Here is a 19,669-nt window from a genome sequence, read left to right on the forward strand (position 1 = left end):
CTCATCTCCGTTGAAAATCAGGTGAAACAAGCAGAAGGGCGATGCCCGTCTGGACGGATTCGGCGCGGTTGATTTCCGTTGCCGTGCTGTCGGTCAGCGCGTTTCCGAGCAGGTTGTTCGCCAGCTCTTCCGGTTTCAGCGACCGGTCCGCCCTTGCCGCCAGCTTTTGCGAAACCTCCACCCGCCGCACCAGCGCATCGGGAGCCAGCCAGCTCGCCGCGATATCGTCGTAACCGGCGGGTGAACGCGGCAGCCAGATCGGCTGGCCCAACTGGTTCAACAGGTTGGCGGCGTTGGCCTTGCCAAGGTCGGGATAATCCAGCCCGCGCATGGCTGAAACCAGCCATTCCCAGGGAGTCTTGATCTTGGCAGACGGCACTGCCCATGCCTCCGGTGCTTCGACGAGCGCTCGATACACCGCCGGCAAATCGCCGCCGGAGGCAAGAAACGCCTTGCTGATCCGATCAATGGCTGCCTGCGGGGGTGTGTCGGCGATGAAATGGCGGCAGAGCTTTGTGGCGATGTGGTTTGCCGTTGCCGGATCGCTGGCCAGATCTTTCAGGACTGCGCCTGCCTGATCCTCACCGGTTGCGTCGTAGACGCGGCGGCGGATCAGCCGCTTGCCCGGCTGATGCAGGCCGGGGCGATACTGAAATACACCGGCCTGACTGGCATCGGCCTTGCCGCCCATGCGTCCGGCGGACCAGCCGGTGAGAGCCAGGGCGAACTCCGTGACATCCTTCTGCGTATAGCCGGACCCGACGCCGACCGTGTGCAATTCCATGATCTCGCGGGCCAGATTCTCGTTGATCCCCGGCAGTTTGTCGGCATTGCGCCGCTTGGCGCGCGTGGCGAGGGGGCTGTCGGGACCCGCCGAACGGATCTGGTCGAGATAGATCAGCATGGCCGGATGCTGCTCGACGGCAAACAGCAGGTCGGTGAAGCGCCCGGTGACATGGGGGCGGATCGCGTCCCGCTCAAAGGCGCCGGCAAGGCTCAGCATTGCGGGATTGTCGGCCGACACGGCAAAATGGTTCGACCAGAAATGCACGAGCGCTTCCAGGAACGGCGTGGGCGTTGCAAGGGCATTGCGGCTGCGCGCGTCGATCTCGCCGCGGTAAAGCAGGCGGGCCGCCTTGTTCAGCTCCTTGCGCAGGGCGATTTTCTCGTCGCCGTCGAGCGCCTGCAGCTTTTGCCGGTCACTGGCATACTGCGTCGCGATTTCGGGTGTGGTCTGGAGCTGGGCAAACGCTGCCGGGCGCGATTCGTAGCGGCCGACCTGATCGAGCAGCCAGTGCCTGGGGTCGGCTGGAAGCGGCTCGCTAGCCCGCTTTCCCAAACCGAAGCGATTGACCGCAATGGCCGCCGCCGCATCTGTTGCCGTTGTAACCATGATCTTCTCCGTTCGCAGCCTGTCTGGCATTGACAGTCATTGAACGGGGGCACCGGAAAATTCCGTCGCGGGCATTCATTGTTTTTTTGCCGGCGTCTGCCGCAAAATGACATTGCGCTTTTTCAAACCCTCGACGAGCGTCTTGCGGTCCTCCGGCGACAGGCTTTCGGCAAAGGCGACGATGGTCTGCTCGATGCGCGTCCGCAGGGCGAAATCGGCTTCGCGGGCTTTGGTCAGTTCCGCGTTGACCGCAGCCGGATCGATGACATCCTGTGCCAGCAGCCGGGCAATCTCGGCACGGCTTGCCCGTCCGGCATCGGCCAGCGGTCCATTGTCCTTGCGGGCCGCTGCCAGATTTTGCCGCAGTGCCTTCTGTTGCTCCGGCGTCAGATATTCGGCGGCAAAGCGAACGCCGCGCCGGTTCTCCGTCGTCCAGGAATGGCCGAATGTGTGCCAGATGTAGCCGCCGCCGATCACGCCGCCGGCAATGAAGACATTGAGGGCAAGCGAAGCGACGAGAAGGATGTTGCGTGACCGTTCACTCATTTACTCTTCCAGTTCATCAGAGATGTTGAAGGCGGTGACCGCATAGGCCTGGTCCTCATATCCGCGCGATTCGGCGGAATGAATGACGCCGATGAGAAGGGCGCCGGTGATCGCGCCCGCCAATCCAATGCCGGCGAGCCCGGTGCCCTGCCACCAGAGACGGGCGCGCTTCCAGCCGGACCAGGACCTGCCGGAGGAGGCGATGATGCGTTCGCGCAGCGCAGCCTCCGCCGGGGCGGTCCGGTACTGCGCCAGCATCCCGTCGAGTTCCGCCGCCAGCCTGAGGGCCGGCTGAGCGATATCAGGATGCTCCCGGATGAAGGCGACGGCGTCGGCCTGTTCGGGCGGCGGCCAGCGCCGCACCTCGGCACCATAGATCTCGGTCAGTTCCTGGAAACGTTGCGGGGTCATTTTGCCTTCTCCTGTTGGGCAGTCTCTTCCAGGGCTGTCCGCAAATTGCGCCGGGCACGGGCCAGAAGGCTCTCCAGGGCTTCAATGCTGATATCCATGATCTGCGCTGCCTCGATATTGCTGAACTCCTGATAATATTGAAGCACGATGGCCTCCCTCTGCCGGTCGGGCAGGGAGGCGAGGGCCCGTTTGATCCGGTCGCTTTCGTCCCGGGTTGAAAGCGACTGTTCCGGGTCGGGGGCTGGATCTGCCCTCTCGGGTGTCTCGGCCACCAGCTGTTCCCGGTGCCGGCGCAGGCGGTCGTAGCAGAGATTGAGCGTGACCCGGTGCAGCCATGTATCAAAGGTCGCCCGGCCGCTCTGCCAGCTGCCCGCCTGCCGCCACAGCCGGATAAAGGCTTCCTGGGCGACGTCCTCGGCTTCATTGCGGTCGCCAAGCATCCGCGCCGCCAGAGCGAGCAGGCGCGGCAGCTTGCGTGTCACCATGGTTCGGACGGCCGCATCGTCATGCTGGCCGATCTTCACCAGCAGTTCTTCATCCGTGTTGCGATTGTCCAAGGTTTTGCACGCTTGCCGTTACTCCTGTGAACTGTCGGTGGCGCCCTTCTTGTGTCCGTGGCGTTCCTCTTTGGTCAATTGGCCATCGGAATTCGTGTCGAGGCGCTCAAACCGCTTCTTCGCTACAGTATCCATTTCCGCCGTATCGATGAAGCCGTCATGATTTGTATCGATCCGGTTGAACACCGCCGTGGGATCGCGCTTGGCATTCTTTGCGGCGGGGCGCTTCAGCCACTCCTCGAGCGAGAGTTTGCCGTCGCCGTCGGTATCGAATTTGAGCAGCCGCGCCCGGGCGGCGGCCTGATATTCGGCCAGTGAAATTGTGCCGTCGCCATTGGTGTCGGCCTTGGGCGCCGCCATCGCCAAGGTTGCGGGCAGGGACAGTGGCACCATGGCAAGAAGAACCGCAGCTACTCTCGATTTCATCAAACTTTTCCTTTCAGCAGACTGTCATTTGTCGTGACTTAAACGGCGGGAGCGGGACAATCCGTCGCTTGCGCGGAATTTTTTTGAAACCGCAGCGGGGGGACGGTATTGTCCCCCTGCGGCGTATGGCAGGGATGCCTGCGCGAGTGTCGCAATTGGGCGTCATGAACCCACTGGAATCGTTGAGCTTATCTTCACTGTGCCAAGCTGTGCAAAATCCATAGACGGTTAACTTGATGGTTTTAGAAGGAATTTTGATTCCGCCGCGGGCGCGGCTCATGCACAGGCCGCGCTACAGAACTGTAACAATAGTGTCATATGACTGTTATATTGGTTCTATAGACGGCAGACGACGTCGGAGGCGTCACACAGTTAATCCAACAGGAGCTGCTCCTATGAACAAGCTTATTTCCACCACTGCTCTGATTGCGATCTCGGTGATTGCCACGACAGTTGGCGCATCCGCTCGCGACCAGATTCAGGTCAGCGGTTCATCCACAGTGCTGCCATATGCCAAGATCGTCGCCGAAGCTTTTGGCGAAACATTCCCCAAGTTCAAGACCCCGGTCGTTGAATCCGGCGGTTCGGGTGCCGGCATCAAGGAATTCTGCAAGGGCGTTGGTGAAAACACCATCGATATCGCCAATGCCTCGCGTCCGATCAAGGACACCGAGTTGAAGTCCTGCGTTGACGCTGGCGTCAAGGACGTTGAAGAAATCCGCATCGGTTATGACGGCATCGTGTTCGCGACCGACATCAAGGGCCCGGATTGGGCGCTGGAGCCAAAGGACGTCTATACCGCTCTTGCTGCGCAGGTCGTTGTCGACGGCAAGCTGGTTGCCAACCCGAACACCAAGTGGAACCAGGTTAACCCGAAGCTGCCCGATTGGGACATCGCCGCCTACATTCCTGGCGAAAAGCACGGCACACGTGAAGTTTTCGAAGAGAAGCTGATGACTGGCGGTTGCAAGGCCACCGGTGCAGCCGATGCGATCAAGGCTGCCGGTCTTGACGAAAAGGCCGCTGCTGCTGCCTGTATCGCTGTCCGCAAGGATGGCAAGGCTATCGACATCGATGGCGACTATCCGGAAACACTGGCTCGCATTGATGCCAACAAAACAGGTGTTGGCGTCTTCGGTCTGGCCTTCTACGAAAACAATGCGGACAAGCTGAAGGTTGCAACCGTCAACGGCATCAAGCCAAGCACGGAAACCATTGCTACCGGCAAGTATCCGGTTTCGCGCCCGCTGTTCTTCTACGTCAAGAAGGCGCATCTCGGCGTCATCCCCGGCCTGAAGGAATATGTGGACTTCTTCCTTGCTGACCAGATGGTCGGCCCGGATAGCCCGCTGGTCGAATACGGCCTGGTTGCTGCACCGGATGCAGAGCGTGAAGCTCAGCGCTCCGCATTCGCCGCCGGCAAGACCATGGCTGGCAAGTAAGCCGATAACCGGCGCGGACAGAACCCTGTCCGCGCCGGATATTTCTCGGGGCCTATGCTCTCGTTGCAGGACAGATCGGGGAAGCGTTGATGTCCACCTTGTTGGTTTTAGTGATTGTCGTTGCGATTGGTCTTGTCGGGTTCTTTCTCGGACGCCAGCGTGCCATCAGCAAAGATGACAGAAGTGTCAAAGCCCATTCCCTGCCGCATTATCACGGCTGGTGGGTTTTTTTGGTTTCCGTATTGCCAGCAATTATCTTCATCCTGGTCTGGGCCATCGGGTCGAGCTTCTATATCGAGCGCCAGGCCATCAACAGCCTGCCGGTGCACAACAGCGAAAGCGTCATTGCCAGCCAGAGCCTCGAGCTTGGCATGGTCGGCGGCATCGCGCGGGGTCTCGACAAGCTGACGGACCAGGAGCGGGCGAACCTTCCAACCACGTTCTCCGAATTGCGGCCGCTGCTGTCGAGCAAGGGCGTGGCCCTGGCGACGGAAGGCCAGGACTTCATGATCCCCGTTGCCGTGCAATGGAACAAGAGCACGGCGCGCGCGCATAATATCGGTGCGGTGGTCGCCATTGTCCTTGCCGTTGCCGGTGCGATCTTCGGTCTGTCCGGCGTCAATGTCCGCACGCGGGCCCGCAACAATGTCGAGCGGATCATCCTCTGGGGACTGCTCGCGGCCTCGACCATCGCCATCCTGACGACGGTGGGCATCGTTCTGTCGATGCTGTTCCAGACCATCACCTTCTTCCAGTCCGTAACCCCGTCGAGCTTCTTCTTCGGCACCGTATGGGATCCGCGCTTCTCCGCAGCCGGCGGCAATGGGGCGCAGGGTCAGTTCGGTCTCATTCCGCTGCTTGCCGGCACGCTATATATCGCGCTGGTCGCCATGCTGTTCGCCGTGCCGGTCGGCTTGTTCGCCGCCATCTACATGGCCGAATATGCCAGCCGCAGCGTGCGCTCGGTCGTCAAGCCGCTGCTTGAAGTGCTGGCGGGCATCCCGACGATCGTCTACGGCTTCTTTGCCCTTGTCACCGTCGGACCGTTCCTGCGCGATATCAGTGCTGCCATCTCGGGCGGCTATCCCTTCATCATGGCGCAGAGCGTGCTGACCGCCGGTATCGTGATGGGCGTGATGCTGATCCCTTTCGTTTCCTCCCTGTCGGACGACATCATTACCGCCGTTCCTGGGTCGCTGCGTGATGGCTCGCTCGGGCTTGGATCGACGCGTTCGGAGACGATCCGCCGCGTCGTGCTGCCTGCCGCGTTGCCCGGCATCGTTGGCGCACTGCTGCTCACCGCATCACGTGCCATCGGCGAAACGATGATCGTGGTTCTGGCGGCCGGTGTTGCAGCGAATCTCAACATCAATCCGTTCGATGCCATGACGACCATCACCGTCAAGATCGTCAACCAGCTGACAGGCGATCTCGAATTCAATTCACCGCAGACGCTGGTGGCATTCGCCCTTGGCCTCACCCTTTTCTTCATCACGCTGGCGATGAACATTTTCGCGCTATACATCGTGCGTAAGTACCGGGAGCAGTACGAATGACCGACACAACACTCAATCCTGCTGCAGTTGCTCCGGCAAAGGTCGTCCGGCGCGACATCGGTCTGAAGCGCCGCTATGCCGCCGAGCGCCGGTTCAAGATTTACGGCATCACCGCGATTGCCATCGGCCTGTTCTTCCTGGTTGCGCTGCTCTATTCGGTGATTTCCAACGGCTACACAGCGTTCTGGCAGACGGAGGTCAGCCTCTCGGTCAAGCTCGACGAGAAGGTGATCGACCCCACGAACAAGCGTGCGACCGACCCGACCGTTCTGCTCACCGCGAACTATCCGATCCTGGTGCGCAATGCCCTTGCCGAAAAGCTGGGCGTCAGCCTTGACGACAAGCCGGCGATCCGCGAACTGAGCAAGCTTGTCTCCGACGGCTCGCGCAGCCAGCTGCGGGAACTGGTTTCAGGAAATCCGGCATTGATCGGCACGACGCAGACCCTCTGGGTGCTGACCGGCGGCGACATCGACTCGGCCTTCAAGGGCCAGATCGACCTGAGTGTCGATCAGGCAAACCGCAAGGTATCGGACCGTCAGGTTGCCTGGATGAACACGCTGGCCAAGGAAGGCGCCATGGCGCAGCGCTTCAACAGCGGCCTGTTCACCTTCGGCGCATCGAGCCGTCCGGAAACGTCGGGTCTCGGTGTCGCGCTCATCGGCTCGCTCTACATGATGCTGATCGTTCTGTGCCTCTCCCTGCCCATCGGCGTGGCCGCATCGATCTATCTGGAAGAATATGCCAAGAAGAGCCGCCTGACAGACATCATCGAGGTCAACATTAACAACCTGGCCGCGGTTCCGTCCATCGTCTTCGGTCTGCTCGGGCTGGCCGTGTTCATCAATTTCTTCGGCCTGCCGCGCTCCGCATCGCTGGTCGGCGGCCTGGTGCTGACCTTGATGACGTTGCCGACGATCATCATCGCCACCCGTGCGGCCTTGCGCGCCGTGCCGCCGTCAATCCGGTCCGCAGCGCTGGGCATCGGTGCCTCGAAGACACAGATGGTGTTTCACCATGTGCTGCCGCTGGCCGCCCCCGGCATCCTGACTGGCACGATCATCGGCCTTGCCCACGCGCTGGGCGAGACCGCACCGCTGCTGCTGATCGGCATGGTGGCCTTCGTCGCCAACTATCCGGTCACGCCGCTTGATCCGTCAACCGCCCTGCCGGTGCAGATCTACATGTGGGCGAACGAAGCGGAGCGGGCCTTTGTCGAGCGCACATCCGGCGCTATCATCGTGCTGCTTCTGTTTCTTGCAGTCATGAATATCGGGGCCATCATTCTGCGTCGCCGCTTCGAGCGGCGCTGGTAGGTAAAACGGGAGCGAACAATGAATCTCATGACAGAACGATCTCTCGAAAAAGCGGTAAACGACAAAATGAGTGCACAGGTCAATACGATCAAAATGCAGGGCAAGGATGTCACCGTTCACTATGGTGAAAAGCAGGCCCTGTTCGGTGTCAGCCTCGATGTGCCTGAGAAGATGGTGACGGCGCTGATCGGCCCGTCCGGTTGCGGCAAGTCGACCTTCCTGCGCTCGCTCAACCGCATGAACGACACGATCGAAGGCTGCAAGATCGGCGGCAAGATCACGCTCGATGATGAGGATATCTACAATCCGAAAATCGACGTGGTCGAGCTGCGCGCCCGGGTCGGCATGGTTTTCCAGAAGCCCAATCCGTTCCCGAAGTCCATTTTCGAGAACGTGGCCTATGGCCCGCGCATCCATGGTCTTGCCAAGAACCGGCACGAGCTGGAGGAAATCGTCGAGAAGAGCCTGCGCCGCGCCAGCCTGTTCGACGAGGTAAAGGACCGCCTGCATGAAGCCGGCACCGGCCTTTCCGGCGGCCAGCAGCAGCGCCTGTGCATCGCCCGCGCCATTGCCGTCAGCCCGGAAGTCATCCTGATGGACGAACCCTGCTCGGCGCTCGATCCGATTGCCACGGCAAAGGTCGAGGAGCTGATCGACGAACTGCGCCAGAACTACACCATCGTCATCGTCACCCATTCGATGCAGCAGGCGGCCCGCGTTTCGCAGCGCACCGCCATGTTCCATCTCGGAAATCTCGTCGAGGTGGGCGATACGGAAATGATGTTCACCAATCCGACGGAAAAGCGCACGCAGGACTACATCACCGGACGCTTCGGCTAATCACGGGAAACAGGGATAAGAATATGACCGAGTCGCAGCATACCGTCCGTTCCTATGACGACGAACTGAAGTTCCTGACGCACAAGATCGCCGAAATGGGCGGCCATGCCGAACGCATGGTCGAACAGGCCGTCACCGCCATGGTGAACTCCGACAACGCGCTGGCCCAGCGCGTCATTTCGGATGATCTCATCCTCGATGCCGGACAGCGCGAGATCGACGAAAAGGCCATCACCATCATCGGCAAGCGCCAGCCCATGGCGATCGATCTGCGTGAGATCATCGGTGCCATCCGCATTTCCTCCGACCTCGAACGGGTCGGCGACCTCGGCAAGAACATCGCCAAGCGGGTTGTCGCCGTTACCGATACACGCCAGACGCTGTCGGTCTATCGCGGCCTGCAGACCATCGCGGAACTCGCCCTGACGCAGCTCAAGGACGTGCTCGACGCCTATGCGACACGCTCCGTGCAGCAGGTCAACATCGTGCGCGAGCGCGATGACGAAATCGATGCGCTGTACACATCACTGTTCCGCGAACTCCTAACCTACATGATGGAAGACCCGCGCAACATCTCTGCCTGCACGCACCTTCTCTTCTGCGCCAAGAACATCGAGCGCATCGGAGACCATGCGACGAACATTGCTGAAACGGTCTACTACATCGTGACGGGTGCCCAGCTACCGGCCGAACGGCCCAAGGAAGACCAGACCCACAGCATCATCGTCGATGAAGCCAGACAGCCTTAAACAGAATCAGGATTCCAGCAATGGCGATCGCTCCCAAAATCACTGTTGTCGAAGACGAGGAAGCGCTCAGCGTCCTTCTCCGGTACAATCTTGAAGCCGAAGGCTATGTCGTCGAGACAATCGCACGCGGTGACGAGGCGGAAATTGCGCTGCGTGAAAAAGTGCCGGATCTGCTCATTCTCGACTGGATGCTGCCGGGCCTTTCCGGCATCGAACTCTGCCGCCGTCTGCGGGCGCGGCGCGAGACCGAAATCCTGCCGATCATCATGCTGACGGCGCGCGGCGAGGAGAGCGAGCGGGTGCGCGGCCTTGCCACCGGCGCCGATGACTACATGGTCAAGCCGTTCTCTACCCCGGAACTGCTTGCCCGCATCAAGGCCATGCTGCGCCGGGTCAATCCGAGCCTGCTGTCGCATGTGCTCAGCTTCGGCGACCTGAAGCTCGACCGCGAGCAGCACCGCGTGTTCCGCAAGGAACGTGAGCTGAAGCTCGGGCCGACCGAGTTCCGCCTGCTGGAATTCCTGATGCAGTCCCCCGGCCGGGTGTTCTCGCGCGGCCAGCTCCTCGACAATGTCTGGGGCGCTGACATCTATGTGGACGACCGTACCGTCGACGTGCATGTCGGGCGGCTGCGCAAGGCCATCAATATCGGCCGCTCGATCGATCCGATCCGCACCGTGCGCGGTGCTGGGTACTCGTTCGGGTAATCAGTGCCTGCGCGAGAGTTCGCGCGTCGCCCCTTCGATGCCCGCCAGGGTCATGGGATACATGCGATGCGCGAAAATCTTGCGGATCATCGCCGTCGAGGCGGTGTAGTCCCAGTACTGTTCCTTTGACGGATTGAGCCAGGCGGCGTTCTTCCAGTGGTCGAGCACCCGGGCGAGCCAGACCGCCCCGGCCTCCTGGTTCCAGTGTTCGACCGATCCGCCCGCATGGGAAACCTCGTAGGGCGCCATGGCGGCATCCCCGACGAAGATGACCTTGTAGTCCGGTCCGTATTTATGGATGAGATCGAGCGTCGGGATTTTTTCCGCGTGGCGGCGGCGGTTGTCCTTCCACACGCCCTCGTAGAGGCAATTGTGGAAGTAGAAATATTCCATGTGCTTGAATTCGGAGCGGACGGCGGAGAACAGTTCTTCTGCGATCCGGATATGTTCGTCCATGGAGCCGCCCACATCGAAGAACATCAGCAGCTTGACATGATTGCGCCGTTCGGGCCGCGTCTGGACATCGAGATAGCCGTGTTCGGCGGTTGACCTGATGGTGCCCGACAGGTCGAGCTCGTCATCGGCGCCTTCGCGCACCCAGCGGCGCAGCCGTTTGAGGGCAACCTTGATGTTGCGGGTGCCCAGCTCGACGCTGTCGTCGAAATTCCTGAATTCGCGCTTGTCCCACACCTTGACCGCACGGCGGTTGCGGCTTTCGTCCTGGCCGATGCGCACGCCTTCCGGATTGTAGCCATAGGCACCGAAGGGCGACGTTCCGGCCGTGCCGATCCATTTCGAGCCGCCCTGATGCCGGCCCTTCTGCTCCTCAAGCCGCTGGCGCAGGGTTTCCATCAGCTTGTCGAAACCGCCCAGTGCCTCGATCAGCTTTTTCTCTTCTTCGGTGAGGTGTTTTTCGGCCAGCCGGCGCAACCATTCCTCGGGCAGATTGGCAATGTCGATGCCGCTCTCGCCGCCGAGCAGTTCCAGCCCCTTGAACACGTGGCCGAAGACCTGATCGAAGCGGTCGAGATGGCGCTCGTCCTTCACCAGGGCGGAACGGGCGAGATAGTAGAACCCTTCCACATCATAGGTCACCAGCCCCGCATCCAGCCCCTCAAGCAACGTCAGATATTCCCGCAGCGATACGGGAATCTTGGCCGCCTTGAGCTCGAGGAAGAAGGGGAGGAACATTGTGGGACCCTTTTATTGCAAGCGATGAACGATGCCGGTTCTCTCGATGGGGCGGATGGCGAGCGTCATCCCTGCCTCCTCGCCATGAAGGCCAGCCGCTCGAACAGATGCACGTCCTGCTCGTTCTTCAGCAGGGCGCCGTGCAGTTTCGGCAAGGCGTTCTTCGGGTCGGCCCGCAAATCTTCCGGGGCGATGTCGTCGGCGACCAGCAGGCGGATCCAGTCCAGCGCTTCGGATGTCGACGGCTTCTTCTTCAGGCCGGGCACATCGCGGATCTCGTAGAACTGGGTGAGGGCGGCGCGCACGAGGTTCCGCTTGATGCCGGGATAATGCACCTCGACGATCCGGGTCAGCGTCTCGACATCCGGGAAGCGGATATAATGGAAGAAGCAGCGGCGCAGAAAGGCGTCGGGCAGTTCCTTCTCGTTGTTGGAGGTGATGACGACGATGGGCCGGTGTATGGCGCGGATCGTTTCGCCGGTTTCGTAGACGTGAAATTCGTTGCGGTCGAGCTCCTGCAGGAGATCGTTGGGAAACTCGATATCCGCCTTGTCGATCTCGTCGATCAGCAGCACGACTTTCCTGTCGGTGGTGAAGGCATGCCACAGCTTGCCGGGCTTGATGTAATTGGCGATGTCGTTGAATTTGGCATCGCCAAGCTGTGAATCGCGCAGGCGGCTGACGGCATCATATTCGTAGAGGCCCTGCTGCGCCTTGGTGGTGGATTTGACGTTCCATTCGACCAGTTCCAGATCGAGCGCCGCCGCAATCTGCCGGGCAAGCTCGGTCTTGCCGGTGCCGGGTTCGCCCTTGACCAGCAGTGGCCGTTCAAGCGCAATCGCCGCATTGACCGCCACCATCAGATCCTTGTCGGCCACATAGGCCGCTGTACCTTCAAACCGCATCGCATTCCCTTTCGTGATCGGCAAAGATTAAGGGGCGTGCCGGAGGAGGGCAAGAGCCGTCCGGGAATGCGGCGATATGGTTTTCCCGTTGCCACGCCCGCTGTCGCGTCTGGCTGTTGAAAGGTGGGAAAGACGGGCGGTCCCTGGAACGCGGGTCTTGGGGTATGTGGTATGCAATGCTTGCGATCCTGGGGACCACCCGTCCCGGCGTTTTTGAGGGCTTTGCCCAATGCGCATCCATTGAGCCAAACCTCCCCGGCCGCACAGGTTCCTCCCTGTGAAGCCGAAGCGCCGATCCTTTCCCGACTTTCGAAAGTTTCCGGAAGCATTCCCGCCGGAAAGGACACGAGAAGGATAAGCGCGGATGGGAGAACGTGGATAAGTTGATGTGATTTTTTGTGATGGAGGTCTTTCCCCCCCCTCTGTCCGGCAGCCCAGAGGGGGGTGTCCCACACCTCCACAATGATTATGCGACAAAGATTGTGCGGGGAGGGAAAATCGTTTGCCGCGCACTGGTGCAATGCCTGCATCCGTCCTATATTCAGATCGGCGCTCTGCGCTTCTCGACAGGAGAGACATATTCCCCGGGGCCTTAATGATCCCTTAGGGAGCTGTCCCTGAGGAGGCCCGTGGGCTTCTTCACACGGCACCCACCTACTTTGTAGGTTCCCGGGATCGACTTCTCCATCGGTTGTGTGGACGCCACTTTTGTTTCATCCCGAGCCGGTTCGCGTGCCGGCGCCCCATGAAATCAAGCCCGTGCAGCACCACTCCCCCATCAAAGAGCTGAAGAAGAAACTGCGCCTGGAGGCCCTTGGCCGCCGCGATGCGCTGACGACGGAATTCCGCATCGAAGCCTCGATGCGCATTGCGGATTTCGGTCTGGCGGCGCTTGCCGTCGATGCGGGCACCATTGTTTCGGGCTTCTGGCCGATCCGCTCGGAGGTGGATCTGCGCCCGCTGCTGTTCGGCCTGCGCGAGCGCGGCGCCCGGCTTTGCCTGCCCGCTATCATCGACAAGCAGACCATCCTTTTCCGTGAACTGGTGCGCGGCGCGCCAATGATCGATACGGGCTTCGGCACGGCGGGGCCGCCGCACGATGCTGCGGTGCTTGATCCATCCTTCATGCTGGTGCCTCTGGCGGCCTTCGACGTCAGGGGGCACCGCATCGGCTATGGGGCGGGCTACTATGACCGGGCCATCGCGCATCTGCAGATCAAGGGCGTGAACCCGCGCCTGATCGGCGTGGCGTTTGACTGCCAGCAGGTTGAAACCGTACCCGATGAGCCGCATGATGTGCCGCTGGAGGCGATCCTGACGGAAAGCGGGTTGCGCCGCTTCGGCTAGACAGATAAATCGATCATTTCAGGCCCCGGCAAGGACCGGGCTCTCTTTCAGGATGTGCGCGTGAGATTACTGTTTCTTGGGGATATGGTGGGGCGTTCGGGCCGGACGGCGGTCTATGAGCAATTGCCGGGACTGATATCCGACCTGAAGCTCGATTTCGTCATCGTCAACGGCGAGAACGCGGCGGGCGGCTTCGGCATCACCGAGGAAATATTTCACGACACGATCAATGCCGGGGCCGACGTGGTCACGACAGGCAATCACGTCTGGGACCAGCGGGAAGCGCTGGTTTTCGCCTCGCGCGAACAGCGGTTCCTGCGCCCGGCGAATTTCCCGCTCGGCACTGCCGGCAAGGGCTCCGGCGTGTTTCTCGCCAAGAACGGCGCGCGCGTGCTTGTGTCCAACATCATGGGCCGCGTCTTCATGCATCCGGATCTGCATGACCCCTTCACCATCGGCGAGGAGATTCTCGCCGCCTGTCCGCTCGGCGAACAGGCCGATGCCGTTGTGTTCGACTTCCATGCGGAAGCCACCAGCGAAAAGCAGTGTTTTGGCCATTTCGTCGACGGCCGCGCCAGCCTTGTGGTGGGCACGCACACCCACGTGCCGACCGCCGATGCGCAGATCCTCAATGGCGGAACGGCCTATATGTCCGATGCCGGCATGTGCGGCGATTACGATTCATCGCTCGGCATGGACAAGGAAGAACCGCTGAACCGCTTTCTGTCGAAAGTGCCGAAAGGCCGGTTTGAAGCCGCCAGCGGCAAGGCGACGATCTGCGGTGTCGGCGTTGACATTTCAGACCGGACCGGACTTGCCGAAAGGATTTCTCCCCTGCGCATTGGCCCGCGGCTGGAAGAAACCATTCCCGCCTTCTGGAAATAGCTCGATACAACCCGGCGCAACCAATCACGCCCGATTCTGTAACACTCGTTTGAGGATAGACCTTCCATGACCCAGACTGCATTTCCCACCGCTTTCGTCCCGCTGAGGCTGGCGGACCGCTCCATTGCCTTCAAGGCTCTGGCCGTTCTGATCGGCACGGCCTTCCTTGCCGTCAGCTCGTGGATCGAAGTGCCGATGTTTCCGGTGCCCGTCACCATGCAGACATTTGCCGTGACGATGGTCGGCGCGCTTTATGGCTGGCGTCTGGGCGGCCTGACGGTGCTTGCCTGGCTGGGTGAAGCGATGATCGGCATGCCGGTTCTGGCCGGCGGCGCTGGCGGGTTCCTTTATTTCGCCGGACCGACTGTCGGTTACCTCGCGGCCTTCCCGGTCGTCGCCGCTGCCGTCGGCTTCCTGGCGGAACGCGGCCTGACGCGCAACCCGTTCGTATCGGCTGCGGTCATGCTGTTCGGCAACCTGCTTTGCCTCGCCCTCGGCGCCTCGTGGCTGGCGCATCTCTTCGGTTTCGAAGCGGCCTGGGCTTCCGGCGTTGCGCCGTTCCTGATCGGTGCCGTGCTGAAGTCGGCCCTGGCTGCAGCTGCGATCGAAATGCTCCGCCGTTCGGGCATTGCAGCGCGCTTGTTTTGACCATCCGCCAGCGTGCACGTCACCTTCTGTGCACGCTGATCTCTATCGGCAAAGGCCATACACCGGCCTTTGCCGGCAATGAAGATAAAATCATCGTGCGGCTGTTTCCAAAGCCGGCTATGGCGATATGCGGCTGCAACTTCCCCCATTGTGATCGCGCGGGTGCTGGACGAGACGCCGGTTTTTACCTATAAGGGCGCCATTCCAGACGCCTGTTTCCGCCTGAACAGCCTGCAGACTTGGTTCGCAGGCTTCCGAGGGAAACGGCAGAACCATATCTAAGCACGCAGGGGTGCCATGGCAGGCCATTCACAGTTTAAAAACATCATGCACCGCAAAGGGCGTCAGGACGCCGTTCGGTCGAAGATTTTCTCCAAGCTCGGACGCGAAATCACCGTGGCCGCCAAGCAGGGTCTGCCGGACCCGGCGATGAACCCGCGTCTGCGCCTCGCAGTGCAGAACGCGCGCGCCCAGTCGATGCCGAAAGACAACATCGAACGCGCCATCAAGAAGGCCGCGGGCGGCGACGCCGATAATTACGAAGAAGTGCGCTATGAAGGCTACGGCCCGGGCGGCGTTGCCGTCATCGTCGAAGCGCTGACGGACAACCGCAACCGCACCGCATCGAATGTGCGGGCCGCATTCACCAAATCAGGCGGTGCGCTGGGCGAAACCGGTTCGGTCGGCTTCATGTTCAGCCGCGTCGGCGAAATCACCTACAAGCCGGAAGCCGGCAGTGCCGACAAGATCATGGATGCGGCGATCGAGGCCGGTGCGGATGACGCGCAGACCGATGAGGACGGCCACACCATTCTTTGCGCATTCGAAGACATTGGCGATGTGTCCAAGGCGCTGGAAAGCGCGCTCGGCGAAGCCGAGTCCATCAAGGCCATCTGGAAGCCGCAGACCACGGCGCCGGTCGATGAGGAAAAGGCCCAGTCCGTGCTGCGCCTGATCGCAACACTCGACGACGATGATGACGTGCAGAACGTCTACGCCAATTTTGAAGTCAGCGACGAAGTTCTGGCCAAGCTCAGCGCCGCCTGATTATCTGACGAGGTTCCCAAAGAAGCCCGCCGGTCGCAGACCAGTGGGCTTTTTATTTGCGCTCAAGGTAAGTGACGCGGAAGAAAAACTCAGGCGTAGCGGGGGATGGGCTTGCTCATATGCACGGCGATGCCGCCCAGGAAGGGTTCCTCGCGGTCGACGGTGTAGCCAAGCTTCAGGTAGAGCGCGACGTTCTCGGCAAACATCTTGTTGGTGTAAAGCCGCAGTTTGCGCAAACCGAGCGAGCCGGCAAGCGCCTCCGCGTGGGTGAGGAGCAGCCTGCCATAACCGCGGCCCTGAAAGGCCGGTGCGACGGCGACGTTCTCGATCAGGAGACAACCGGATTCCCGGATCATTTCGATGAGGCCCGCCAGCTCGCCATCGGCGTAGAGAAGGTCGACAAGATGGTGCTGGACGGCATGTTCGTAGTTAGCACCCATCGGCTTGGGTTCACGGCCGATCACCGGTATCCACTTGGCATAGGACGCGCGAACGAGGTTGCGGACGGCGTCTGCATCGTCAATGGTTGCCCGTACGAGTTTTTCGTGTCCGCTCCGCATGATGTTCTCCGCGCCAGATGGTGGGGGCAGCAAACATGGTTTCGGGCGCGGGGACAAGGACATGGATGCAATCTTTGTGCAAAGACAGGACGGACGGCAACCGCATGCTGGATGATATCTACACGAATGGTGAACTTGCCGCGCTTTATGACAGCCTGAACCCGGCAGGGGAGGACAGTGCATTCTATCTGCGCAGCGCCGGAAGGCCGAAGCGCGTGCTTGATCTTGGCTGCGGCACGGGCCTCCTCGCCTGCATGCTGGCGGCGCGCGGCCATGCGGTCACGGGCGTCGAACCGGCGCGGACAATGCTGGACATCGCACGGAGCAGGGAAGGCGGCGGAGCCGTCACCTGGATCGAGGCGGATGCGCGGTCGCTGGATCTGGGCGAGCGCTTCGATCTGATCATCATGACCGGCCACGTCTTCCAGGTGTTCCTCACCGATGACGACGTGCATGCCGTCTTGAGGGCTGCCCATGCGCATCTGGCAAAGGAGGGGCGGCTGATATTCGAAAGCCGCAATCCGGCGGTGAAGGCATGGGAAAGCTGGACGCCGGAGCAGACGGCCCGGACGGTGTCAGTCGCCGGCGTGGGAGAGGTCGGTGTCCAACACCGGCTGATCGCGGTGAATGGCGATCGGGTTGCTTTCGAGACGGATCATGTTTTTCACAGGACGGGGAAAACGCTGGCCAATGCCAGCACCCTGCGCTTTCTGTCCCAGGCGGACATCGGCACGCATCTGCGGGACGCGGAATTTACCCGAACCGCGTGGTATGGCGATTGGGTCGAAGGCCCGGTTCTGCCGGAAAGCCGCGAACTCATCATTGTCGCGGAGCGGGACTGATCGCGCCAAAGCAAAACGGCCCCGCGTGAGCGGAGCCGTTTTGAAATCCGGTGTGCCGAAGGGATTAAATACCCAGATTGGCGAAACGGCTCTTGAACTTGGAAACGCGGCCGCCACGGTCGGTGAGCTGCTGCGAACCGCCGGTCCATGCGGGATGCGTGGTCGGATCGATATCGAGGTTCATCGTATCGCCTTCCTTGCCCCATGTGGAACGGGTCAAGTATTCGGTGCCGTCTGTCATCACAACCTTGATGGTGTGGTAGTCTGGATGAATATTGGCTCTCATCTGTCTTATCCTGAACTTAAGGGGCACAAAACCAGAGCCACACAGGGTGCGGAGGGCCGGTTCGGAGCCGATTGGTAGAGATGAAGCCAAACGTCACAGAAACGTGGGCTTCCAAAACTGTTGGCGAGCCTATACATCAGCCTTAAAACAATAACAAGGCCATCCGGCAGCAAAGTCACGATGCGATACAGGAAGACTTGAAAAATATGGCCGACACGGCTTACGCAGAAGCAGAAAAGAAACGGCGCTCGCTCAAGCCGCTGCAGCGCATCTTCCCCTATATGTCCCGATACAAGGGTATGGTGATCGGCGCTCTGATCTCGCTGAGCATTGCAGCGGTGACGACGCTCATCCTTCCGCTGGCGGTGCGCCGGATGATCGATCACGGCTTTTCCGGCTCGAACGGCGCCTTTATCGACAATTATTTCGGCATGCTGATCGTTCTGGCGGCCGCGCTCGCCGTTGCATCCGCCGGGCGCTATTACTTCGTCATCACGCTCGGCGAGCGGATTGTTTCGGATCTGCGCCGCGATGTTTTCGCGCACCTCACCAAATTGTCACCGGCCTTTTTCGACAGCACGCAGTCGGGTGAAATCGTCTCGCGGCTGACGGCGGACACCACGCAGATCAAATCGGCCGTAGGCGCCACCGCCTCCATTGCCCTGCGCAACCTCATTCTGGCTTTCGGCGCGATCGTCATGATGGTCATCACCAGTGCCAAACTGTCCGGGCTGGTGATTGCCGCCATTCCCGTGATCATCATCCCGCTGGTCGCCTTCGGCCGGTCGGTGCGCCGCCGTTCGCGCAATGCCCAGGACACGCTGGCCAATGCCACGGCCTATGCCAGCGAATCCATCATCTCCGTGCGCACCCTGCAGGCCTTCACCAACGAGGCGCTGGCGACGGGGCGGTTCGGCTCCGCCGTCGAGGATGCCTTTGCCGCGGCCCGTTCTTCGGTCAAGGCGCGCGCCGTGCTGACGGCCTTTGCGATCTTCATGATCTTTTCCAGTGTCGTGGCCGTGCTCTGGTTCGGTTCGCGTGACGTTTTGGCCGGAACCATCACGCCGGGTACGCTCGGTCAGTTCCTGCTCTATGCGGTGTTTGCCGCCGGGGCGCTCGGGGCGCTGTCCGAGGTCTGGGGCGAGCTGTCGCAGGCATCCGGCGCGGCGGAACGGCTGATGGAAATCATGGCGGAAAAGCCCGCCATTGCCACGCCGCTCAACCCCGTGGCGCTGCCGGAACCGCCGGTCGGTTCCGTTGTTTTCAGGGATGTCCGCTTCAACTATCCGACGCGGCCCGATGCTCCGGCATTGCGCGGTCTCGATTTCGAGGTCAAGCCGGGCGAGACTGTCGCCATTGTCGGGCCCTCCGGCGCCGGCAAGAGCACGGTGTTTTCGCTGCTGCTGCGCTATTACGACCCGGTGTCGGGCAGCATCCGGGTGGATGGCGTCGATCTGCGCGAAGCCGATCCTGCGGTGGTGCGGTCGCGCATTGCCATCGTGCCGCAGGATACGACCATCTTTGCCGCGACGGCGCGGGAGAATATCGGCTTCGGCCGGCCCGGCGCCAGCACCGCCGACATCGAGGCGGCGGCCAGGGCGGCGCTCGCCCATGACTTCATCGAAGCGCTCGACCACGGCTATGCGACGCAGGTCGGCGAACGTGGCGTGACACTGTCCGGCGGTCAGCGCCAGCGGATCGCCATTGCGCGGGCGATCCTGCGCGATGCGCCGATCCTGCTGCTGGACGAGGCCACGTCGGCTCTCGATGCGGAAAGTGAAATTCTGGTGCAGAAGGGTCTCGAACACCTGATGCAGGGGCGCACGACGCTGGTCATCGCGCACCGGCTGGCGACGGTGCTCAAGGCGGACCGCATCCTTGTCATGGATGACGGCCGCATCGTCGAAGAAGGCACGCACCAGAGCCTCGTCAAGAAGAACGGGATCTACGCAAACCTTGCCAAGCTGCAGTTCGAAGCAGGTGCGGACGCATTCAAAGGCGCGGCAGAGTAAATT

At 61.2% G+C, this 19,669-nt stretch carries 21 protein-coding genes and 1 other RNA gene; 13 read left to right on the top strand and 9 right to left on the bottom strand.

All coding sequences use genetic code 11. The features are described 5' to 3' along the window. Position 1: 1 nt before the first annotated feature. The 5 genes from ACIQWS_RS14895 to ACIQWS_RS14915 form a co-directional block, all read right to left on the bottom strand. The gene (locus tag ACIQWS_RS14895) at positions 2–1,393 is read right to left on the bottom strand and encodes a DUF1800 family protein (protein ID WP_403180546.1); all 1,392 of its coding nucleotides are present in this window, start codon (positions 1,391–1,393) and stop codon (positions 2–4) included. A 75-nt stretch (positions 1,394–1,468) separates the two neighbouring features. Further along, a complete protein-coding gene (locus ACIQWS_RS14900; protein WP_346307268.1) occupies positions 1,469–1,939 on the bottom strand; it encodes a periplasmic heavy metal sensor in 471 nt (156 codons plus the stop codon). Beyond that, positions 1,940–2,350 carry a hypothetical protein gene (locus tag ACIQWS_RS14905; RefSeq protein ID WP_403180549.1) on the bottom strand — a complete coding sequence of 137 codons (411 nt, stop codon included), beginning with the start codon at positions 2,348–2,350 and terminating at the stop codon, positions 1,940–1,942. Beyond that, the gene (locus tag ACIQWS_RS14910) at positions 2,347–2,907 is read right to left on the bottom strand and encodes an RNA polymerase sigma factor (RefSeq protein WP_403180552.1); all 561 of its coding nucleotides are present in this window, start codon (positions 2,905–2,907) and stop codon (positions 2,347–2,349) included. The genes ACIQWS_RS14905 and ACIQWS_RS14910 overlap by 4 nt, the downstream gene beginning before the upstream one ends. 18 nt (positions 2,908–2,925) lie before the next feature. Next, positions 2,926–3,333 carry an EF-hand domain-containing protein gene (locus ACIQWS_RS14915; RefSeq protein ID WP_288195080.1) on the bottom strand — a complete coding sequence of 136 codons (408 nt, stop codon included), beginning with the start codon at positions 3,331–3,333 and terminating at the stop codon, positions 2,926–2,928. 395 nt (positions 3,334–3,728) lie between these two features. Here ACIQWS_RS14915 and ACIQWS_RS14920 point away from each other — a divergent pair, with 395 nt between their 5' ends. From ACIQWS_RS14920 to phoB, 6 genes are all read left to right on the top strand, one after another. Further along, the gene (locus ACIQWS_RS14920; protein ID WP_223613681.1) at positions 3,729–4,775 is read left to right on the top strand and encodes a substrate-binding domain-containing protein; all 1,047 of its coding nucleotides are present in this window, start codon (positions 3,729–3,731) and stop codon (positions 4,773–4,775) included. A gap of 89 nt (positions 4,776–4,864) precedes the next feature. Continuing rightward, positions 4,865–6,331, top strand: coding sequence for a phosphate ABC transporter permease subunit PstC (gene pstC, locus ACIQWS_RS14925; protein ID WP_223613680.1), 1,467 nt, complete (start codon positions 4,865–4,867; stop codon positions 6,329–6,331). Beyond that, the gene (pstA, locus tag ACIQWS_RS14930) at positions 6,328–7,647 is read left to right on the top strand and encodes a phosphate ABC transporter permease PstA (RefSeq protein WP_403180560.1); all 1,320 of its coding nucleotides are present in this window, start codon (positions 6,328–6,330) and stop codon (positions 7,645–7,647) included. The genes pstC and pstA overlap by 4 nt, the downstream gene beginning before the upstream one ends. 66 nt (positions 7,648–7,713) lie before the next feature. Further along, positions 7,714–8,487 (top strand): phosphate ABC transporter ATP-binding protein PstB, encoded by a 774-nt coding sequence (pstB, locus tag ACIQWS_RS14935; protein ID WP_223614121.1) that lies wholly within the window; start codon positions 7,714–7,716, stop codon positions 8,485–8,487. A 23-nt stretch (positions 8,488–8,510) separates the two neighbouring features. Continuing rightward, positions 8,511–9,236, top strand: a complete 726-nt coding sequence (phoU, locus tag ACIQWS_RS14940) for a phosphate signaling complex protein PhoU (RefSeq protein ID WP_105734424.1) — start codon at positions 8,511–8,513, stop codon at positions 9,234–9,236. A gap of 20 nt (positions 9,237–9,256) precedes the next feature. Then, positions 9,257–9,943: a phosphate regulon transcriptional regulator PhoB gene (gene phoB, locus ACIQWS_RS14945; RefSeq protein WP_162700294.1), complete on the top strand. Its 687-nt coding sequence runs from the start codon at positions 9,257–9,259 to the stop codon at positions 9,941–9,943. Here the strand turns inward: phoB and ACIQWS_RS14950 are convergent, their stop codons facing one another. Together ACIQWS_RS14950 and ACIQWS_RS14955 are read right to left on the bottom strand one after the other, a co-directional pair. After that, positions 9,944–11,134: a VWA domain-containing protein gene (locus ACIQWS_RS14950; protein WP_403180568.1), complete on the bottom strand. Its 1,191-nt coding sequence runs from the start codon at positions 11,132–11,134 to the stop codon at positions 9,944–9,946. A 65-nt stretch (positions 11,135–11,199) separates the two neighbouring features. After that, positions 11,200–12,039: an AAA family ATPase gene (locus ACIQWS_RS14955; RefSeq protein ID WP_403180571.1), complete on the bottom strand. Its 840-nt coding sequence runs from the start codon at positions 12,037–12,039 to the stop codon at positions 11,200–11,202. Positions 12,040–12,587: 548 nt separating this feature from the next. Here ACIQWS_RS14955 and ssrS point away from each other — a divergent pair. The 5 genes from ssrS (at position 12,588) to ACIQWS_RS14980 (ending at position 15,966) form a co-directional block, all read left to right on the top strand. After that, positions 12,588–12,744, top strand: a non-coding RNA gene (gene ssrS, locus ACIQWS_RS14960) — 6S RNA. Between the two features lie 27 nt (positions 12,745–12,771). Next, positions 12,772–13,386, top strand: coding sequence for a 5-formyltetrahydrofolate cyclo-ligase (locus ACIQWS_RS14965; protein WP_346305060.1), 615 nt, complete (start codon positions 12,772–12,774; stop codon positions 13,384–13,386). Positions 13,387–13,446: 60 nt separating this feature from the next. Further along, on the top strand, positions 13,447–14,271 hold the full coding sequence (locus tag ACIQWS_RS14970) for a TIGR00282 family metallophosphoesterase (protein ID WP_223613676.1): 825 nt from the start codon (positions 13,447–13,449) through the stop codon (positions 14,269–14,271). A gap of 66 nt (positions 14,272–14,337) precedes the next feature. Continuing rightward, positions 14,338–14,919 carry a biotin transporter BioY gene (locus tag ACIQWS_RS14975; RefSeq protein WP_403180576.1) on the top strand — a complete coding sequence of 194 codons (582 nt, stop codon included), beginning with the start codon at positions 14,338–14,340 and terminating at the stop codon, positions 14,917–14,919. Positions 14,920–15,216: 297 nt separating this feature from the next. Beyond that, positions 15,217–15,966 carry a YebC/PmpR family DNA-binding transcriptional regulator gene (locus ACIQWS_RS14980; protein ID WP_223613674.1) on the top strand — a complete coding sequence of 250 codons (750 nt, stop codon included), beginning with the start codon at positions 15,217–15,219 and terminating at the stop codon, positions 15,964–15,966. An 89-nt stretch (positions 15,967–16,055) separates the two neighbouring features. On the opposite strand, the gene ACIQWS_RS14985 is transcribed toward ACIQWS_RS14980, so the two are convergent. After that, on the bottom strand, positions 16,056–16,526 hold the full coding sequence (locus tag ACIQWS_RS14985) for a GNAT family N-acetyltransferase (protein ID WP_403180581.1): 471 nt from the start codon (positions 16,524–16,526) through the stop codon (positions 16,056–16,058). Positions 16,527–16,630: 104 nt separating this feature from the next. Between ACIQWS_RS14985 and ACIQWS_RS14990 the strand changes: the two genes are divergently transcribed. Continuing rightward, complete coding sequence (locus ACIQWS_RS14990; protein WP_346305055.1) at positions 16,631–17,368, top strand: methyltransferase domain-containing protein; 738 nt, start codon at positions 16,631–16,633, stop codon at positions 17,366–17,368. 64 nt (positions 17,369–17,432) lie between these two features. Here the strand turns inward: ACIQWS_RS14990 and rpmE are convergent, their stop codons facing one another. Next, positions 17,433–17,654, bottom strand: a complete 222-nt coding sequence (rpmE, locus tag ACIQWS_RS14995; protein ID WP_130271002.1) for a 50S ribosomal protein L31 — start codon at positions 17,652–17,654, stop codon at positions 17,433–17,435. Positions 17,655–17,860: 206 nt separating this feature from the next. Between rpmE and ACIQWS_RS15000 the strand changes: the two genes are divergently transcribed. Further along, entirely contained in the window at positions 17,861–19,666 is a 1,806-nt protein-coding gene (locus ACIQWS_RS15000) for an ABC transporter transmembrane domain-containing protein (RefSeq protein ID WP_223613670.1), read from the top strand. Positions 19,667–19,669: the final 3 nt, after the last annotated feature.

The organism is Phyllobacterium sp. NPDC097923 (genome assembly GCF_044760925.1).
Taxonomy (GTDB): domain Bacteria; phylum Pseudomonadota; class Alphaproteobacteria; order Rhizobiales; family Rhizobiaceae; genus Phyllobacterium; species Phyllobacterium calauticae.

What these genes read in the sequence shown, in the direction of transcription:
- ACIQWS_RS14895 (WP_403180546.1), bottom strand. Translation starts at nt 1,393, where the DNA reads ATGGTTACAACGGCAACAGATGCGGCGGCGGCCATTGCGGTCAATCGC.
- ACIQWS_RS14900 (WP_346307268.1), bottom strand. Translation starts at nt 1,939, where the DNA reads ATGAGTGAACGGTCACGCAACATCCTTCTCGTCGCTTCGCTTGCCCTC.
- ACIQWS_RS14905 (WP_403180549.1), bottom strand. Translation starts at nt 2,350, where the DNA reads ATGACCCCGCAACGTTTCCAGGAACTGACCGAGATCTATGGTGCCGAG.
- ACIQWS_RS14915 (WP_288195080.1), bottom strand. Translation starts at nt 3,333, where the DNA reads ATGAAATCGAGAGTAGCTGCGGTTCTTCTTGCCATGGTGCCACTGTCC.
- ACIQWS_RS14920 (WP_223613681.1), top strand. Translation starts at nt 3,729, where the DNA reads ATGAACAAGCTTATTTCCACCACTGCTCTGATTGCGATCTCGGTGATT.
- pstC (WP_223613680.1), top strand. Translation starts at nt 4,865, where the DNA reads ATGTCCACCTTGTTGGTTTTAGTGATTGTCGTTGCGATTGGTCTTGTC.
- pstA (WP_403180560.1), top strand. Translation starts at nt 6,328, where the DNA reads ATGACCGACACAACACTCAATCCTGCTGCAGTTGCTCCGGCAAAGGTC.
- pstB (WP_223614121.1), top strand. Translation starts at nt 7,714, where the DNA reads ATGAGTGCACAGGTCAATACGATCAAAATGCAGGGCAAGGATGTCACC.
- phoU (WP_105734424.1), top strand. Translation starts at nt 8,511, where the DNA reads ATGACCGAGTCGCAGCATACCGTCCGTTCCTATGACGACGAACTGAAG.
- phoB (WP_162700294.1), top strand. Translation starts at nt 9,257, where the DNA reads ATGGCGATCGCTCCCAAAATCACTGTTGTCGAAGACGAGGAAGCGCTC.
- ACIQWS_RS14950 (WP_403180568.1), bottom strand. Translation starts at nt 11,134, where the DNA reads ATGTTCCTCCCCTTCTTCCTCGAGCTCAAGGCGGCCAAGATTCCCGTA.
- ACIQWS_RS14955 (WP_403180571.1), bottom strand. Translation starts at nt 12,039, where the DNA reads ATGCGGTTTGAAGGTACAGCGGCCTATGTGGCCGACAAGGATCTGATG.
- ACIQWS_RS14975 (WP_403180576.1), top strand. Translation starts at nt 14,338, where the DNA reads ATGACCCAGACTGCATTTCCCACCGCTTTCGTCCCGCTGAGGCTGGCG.
- ACIQWS_RS14980 (WP_223613674.1), top strand. Translation starts at nt 15,217, where the DNA reads ATGGCAGGCCATTCACAGTTTAAAAACATCATGCACCGCAAAGGGCGT.
- ACIQWS_RS14985 (WP_403180581.1), bottom strand. Translation starts at nt 16,526, where the DNA reads ATGCGGAGCGGACACGAAAAACTCGTACGGGCAACCATTGACGATGCA.
- ACIQWS_RS14990 (WP_346305055.1), top strand. Translation starts at nt 16,631, where the DNA reads ATGCTGGATGATATCTACACGAATGGTGAACTTGCCGCGCTTTATGAC.
- rpmE (WP_130271002.1), bottom strand. Translation starts at nt 17,654, where the DNA reads ATGAGAGCCAATATTCATCCAGACTACCACACCATCAAGGTTGTGATG.
- ACIQWS_RS15000 (WP_223613670.1), top strand. Translation starts at nt 17,861, where the DNA reads ATGGCCGACACGGCTTACGCAGAAGCAGAAAAGAAACGGCGCTCGCTC.